We start from the raw sequence: 3521 nt of genomic DNA, 5'->3' as shown, positions 1-3521 counted from the left end.
TATATATGACTTAAGAAAAGAAATTAGCTATATTTTGTAAATGATAACTAGGAGGAGCCGTGTGCGTTAATAGCGCAAGCACGGTTCTGTGAGGGGGGAGGAGTACAATTTACCGCAAGGTAGAAAGGCTCCCTTCTACTCGACGAGTATAAGAAAGAATGGGAGGTGTTGCGGGACATCTCCTTTTCTTTTTCAATAAAGGCAGGGGACTTGGAAAAGTGAATACTCACATAAATGTCGAATTTGAAATTAACGACTGATTTTTTACAGTTTCCATCTGGTTGTAAAAAAGTTTTGGCCGTGGAGAACAAAAAAAGAAGCTTTATAGCTTCCAAGGAGGAACGTTAATCTCTTTTTTTTGCTTCTCATAATTTTGCATTCTAGAATATGAGTTAGCTAATTTAGACACTATGAATCCTTGTGGGCTCGAGGTTTTTTCAAGACCTTTTAATTCTTGAATTCTAATTTGTGCAAACATTTTTGCTACCTGAGCTAAATTTTCAATAGTATCCATTAATTCGGGGTTATCATTATAATTACATTTAGCTATGGAGTAAATATAATCAAGCTTATTCTCAATTAATTTAAGTATTTCAGTATCAAACTTTTCATTTTGCATTATTTTTCACTCCCCATTAATAAACGTATGGAATAATGGATAATAAAGAACGTAAAAAATAAAAAACTTATTCTAATGGTGAACAGTACGAACGCAATGTGTACTAAAAGAGGAGTACTTGTGTAGAAGAAGAGGAATTTCTACGAAATCTCATTTTTTATGGGAAAGTAAGATTGTGAAAAAATATACTTAAAGTAACGGGTGCATTAGCAAAAATATAAAAAGGTGATCAAATAATGAGTATACAAGTTAAACTAAAAGACATAATTGAGGAAATGGAAATCCAGTTCGAAGAATCACTTCATTACTGAATATTAAAACGGGTGAATTTGTGTTAGTAACGTCGGAGGACCAGAGAGCTGCTGAAGACGAAAAACCATTTGATCATTTACCTGAATGGGAACAGGAAAATAGAATGATTGCAATTGATGTGGTTGAAAACTTTGAAAATTATTTAGAGTTACCTACTAAATATGAAGTAAATGAATATGAAATAATGGAAAACTTTTGCTTAACAGTAAGTGATCAACGGAAGCAGGAATCCTTATTAAGGGCAATTAAGGGAAAGGGCGCCTTTAGAAGGTTTAAGGACAAAATAATTGATTTTGAAATAGAAGATCAATGGTATTTATACCGGGACGAGTGTTTCAAACAAATTGCGATTGAATGGTGTAAGGAAAATAAAATTAATTTTATTGAAAAGGAATGAAAGAGAGTGATTACTAAACCAAGGAGTAATCACCTTTTTTATAAATTAAATGGCAGGTTAGTGCAAGAAGAAAATGATAAAAATGCTATGATGATGTAGAGAACAATTAACAAGAGTGGGTGTTTTCCGATGGATTGGATAGACGTTAAAGATAGTAATGATATTGAAAACCTTTTTGACAAATTTGGTGGGTTCCATGATAGCTGTTTAAAGGTATTGCATATGTGGACTGAGAGTTATGTTGATGAGAATTTATCGGTATTTATGTCACCAGAACTCGATACTAATGTACGAATCCTTTTCCATAGGCAGTATCGTGATCCTTCTGAAATTGAGTTATTATTTAAAGGTGTAACCCAATTTCATATCGTTCCAAGTCCAATTAATTATGATTCCATTATTGATGAAGCAAAGCTTATTTTACATAAAGGTCTATTTTATTGGTCTGATTACTATGATTCGGACCCCGAAGATTATACACTTGGTTCTTATAGTTGGATTTCTGCCAAGAGTCTTAAGTGGCGTGATGCTAGTTCATGGATGGGCAAACAAAATAGATACGGAGTAATTAACGGAGACTAAAAAAATTCTTACTCAACAAACGGGTTCAAGAGTTGCGTCAGGCTGTCATTGTGGCGGCTTTTCTTATTGCACTGATATGAACGAAACTGTCAACCCACCACACCCAAATGTTTTTATTTAGCGTTTTATTCAGTATGAATAGAGTTATTCCTTGTTCAACTTATAGACCAAATATCCTTTCGGATTTAGCTTGTCAAGGGCGCACTTTCTTATGACTAAAGGGGCAGGATAGTTGAATAATAATTGTATTTATTATCCACTGAGATAAGTAGAAATGTTAAGATAAGTTTATTAATCATTCTGTTGTTAAAAGATGGTTAATTATATAATTAAAGTGAATTTTGGAAGTGATTATATCTCTTTCTGTAATGTTCAATAAAGGAGGTAGGTGTAATTTTAATTGCTGTACAAAAGGGAAACAGAATGAAATATAAATGATGAAATCTCAGGAGGAAATTAGAGTTGCCCAGTATTACTAGAGTTATTGAAGTACATCAAGAATTAGAAAGTGCATCAAATGCACCAATGTTGATTATAAGTGAAATATTATGGATATTTTTTGGAATTGTATTTATTGTACATTTATTAAAAGATAGGAAGTCATTTTCTCTTCTTGGCTTATCATTTAGAGGATTATTCTTTGTAATTACACTTTTAATAATAGGTTATTTAACCAATTCAATTATGAATTGTAATTTTTCAATTAATGAAACCCAATGGAAAAAAGGCTATTTAAAGCCTTATATTTTATCATTACCTGAACATAAAAAAAATGTAGATGACTTTTCCTTACTTCTAAATAATGAGGTTAATGGAATTAATTCTATCTATATAAATGGAGAAAAACCTCTTTGGTTTAAAATATCGTTATTAGATAAGCATAGACTTTCAAAAAAAATAGTTTTACAATGTATTATTCAAAAAGAACCAATAAAAAAACCGTTTTTAACTTATAAAAAAATTAATAAAAATATATCTGGCCAATATACTACAAATGCGTATTACGAAACAATTTTACATATACCAGAAGAATATAAAGTTATAACTCCAAAAAATTAATGAAAAGACAAAGTTACCCTTGTTCAACTCCCATGAAAATAAAAACGGAAAAAGGGCATGAAAAAACAGACCCAGAAAAATTAGTTTTTTTAAAAAAGGCTGAGCCTCTTGAAGGAAAGAGTATGAGGTTGGCTGGTAAAACGTAATAGTAATACCTTTCTACTTAAAATTAAATCACAAAGGCTGGCGCAACAACCAGAAAAAGGATTAATCTCCCATAAATGCTACCCCTAAATGGGCGCGACAGTCGGTGGTACACCGTGGTCGTTGGAGTCAGACTAACGGATGGGCTCAAAGGCACCATAGTTCAAAGACTTTCTTCGCCAGCATTAAAACAGTATAGATTGCCTGATCCATTTTCATTCTCTGTGGTGAAGCGATGATTTTTGCGCTTCATGGGTGGCTAACGGGTGCTTGTGCGGCCGAGCATAGGTCGTATCATATAACGGGTGGGATTCCCGTCGAGTAAGAACTAGCCATTCGCTCGTAGCGAGTCTTGGAGGGCTAAAGGTAACTTTAGTCTTTAAGCGTAGACAGTTAGGTAGCGGGCCG

4 protein-coding genes are annotated in these 3521 nt (G+C 33.1%); 3 read left to right on the top strand and 1 reads right to left on the bottom strand.

Translation table 11 applies throughout. The features are described 5' to 3' along the window. Positions 1-322: 322 nt before the first annotated feature. Positions 323-619: a hypothetical protein gene (locus E2K98_RS30290; RefSeq protein WP_133340685.1), complete on the bottom strand. Its 297-nt coding sequence runs from the start codon at positions 617-619 to the stop codon at positions 323-325. Between the two features lie 331 nt (positions 620-950). Here E2K98_RS30290 and E2K98_RS30285 point away from each other — a divergent pair, with 331 nt between their 5' ends. From E2K98_RS30285 to E2K98_RS30275, 3 genes are all read left to right on the top strand, one after another. Then, on the top strand, positions 951-1328 hold the full coding sequence (locus tag E2K98_RS30285) for a UPF0158 family protein (RefSeq protein WP_235824986.1): 378 nt from the start codon (positions 951-953) through the stop codon (positions 1326-1328). Between the two features lie 129 nt (positions 1329-1457). After that, positions 1458-1910, top strand: a complete 453-nt coding sequence (locus E2K98_RS30280) for a hypothetical protein (protein WP_133340683.1) — start codon at positions 1458-1460, stop codon at positions 1908-1910. Between the two features lie 462 nt (positions 1911-2372). Next, positions 2373-2969: a hypothetical protein gene (locus E2K98_RS30275; protein ID WP_133340681.1), complete on the top strand. Its 597-nt coding sequence runs from the start codon at positions 2373-2375 to the stop codon at positions 2967-2969. Positions 2970-3521: the final 552 nt, after the last annotated feature.

The organism is Bacillus salipaludis (assembly GCF_004358205.1).
The sequence above is the reverse complement of the archived record's forward strand: the minus strand, read 5'-3'. Positions and strand labels throughout refer to the sequence as shown.

Excerpts from the sequence above, each read along its gene's own strand:
- E2K98_RS30290 (WP_133340685.1), bottom strand. The coding sequence starts at position 619 with ATGCAAAATGAAAAGTTTGATACTGAAATACTTAAATTAATTGAGAAT.
- E2K98_RS30280 (WP_133340683.1), top strand. The coding sequence starts at position 1,458 with ATGGATTGGATAGACGTTAAAGATAGTAATGATATTGAAAACCTTTTT.